Source organism: Virgibacillus salexigens (assembly GCF_014905415.1).
GTDB classification, from domain to species: Bacteria; Bacillota; Bacilli; order Bacillales; family Amphibacillaceae; genus Virgibacillus; species Virgibacillus salexigens.
In genome coordinates, this window is the sequence record NZ_BNEO01000192.1 from 1 (window position 1) to 293 (window position 293).

1 protein-coding gene is annotated in these 293 nt (G+C 41.3%); it reads left to right on the forward strand.

Annotation, left to right across the window (positions count from 1 at the left end; translation table 11 throughout):
• A partial coding sequence (locus JKP73_RS22800) for a carbohydrate ABC transporter permease (protein ID WP_200412056.1) occupies window positions 1-293 on the forward strand: 293 nt, incomplete at both ends.

Here is a 293-nt window from a genome sequence, read left to right on the forward strand (position 1 = left end):
CATTTTTCCAAAAGATTCCTTATGAATTGGAGGAGTCAGCGAAATTGGATGGGGCTAGTCCGTTCCAAACATTTCGTAAGATTATCTTCCCGCTGGCAAGACCAGGCACTTTTACTACAGGGATTCTTGTATTTATTGCTGCTTGGAATGAGTATCTTTTCCCATTAACGATTAATAGTGAGGATTCGTGGAGAACAGTACCGGTTGGGATTTCAATGTACCAGAGTGAATTCTCTGTTCCATGGGGGGATATTTCTGCTGCAACAGTAATTGTGACGATACCAATTGTCATT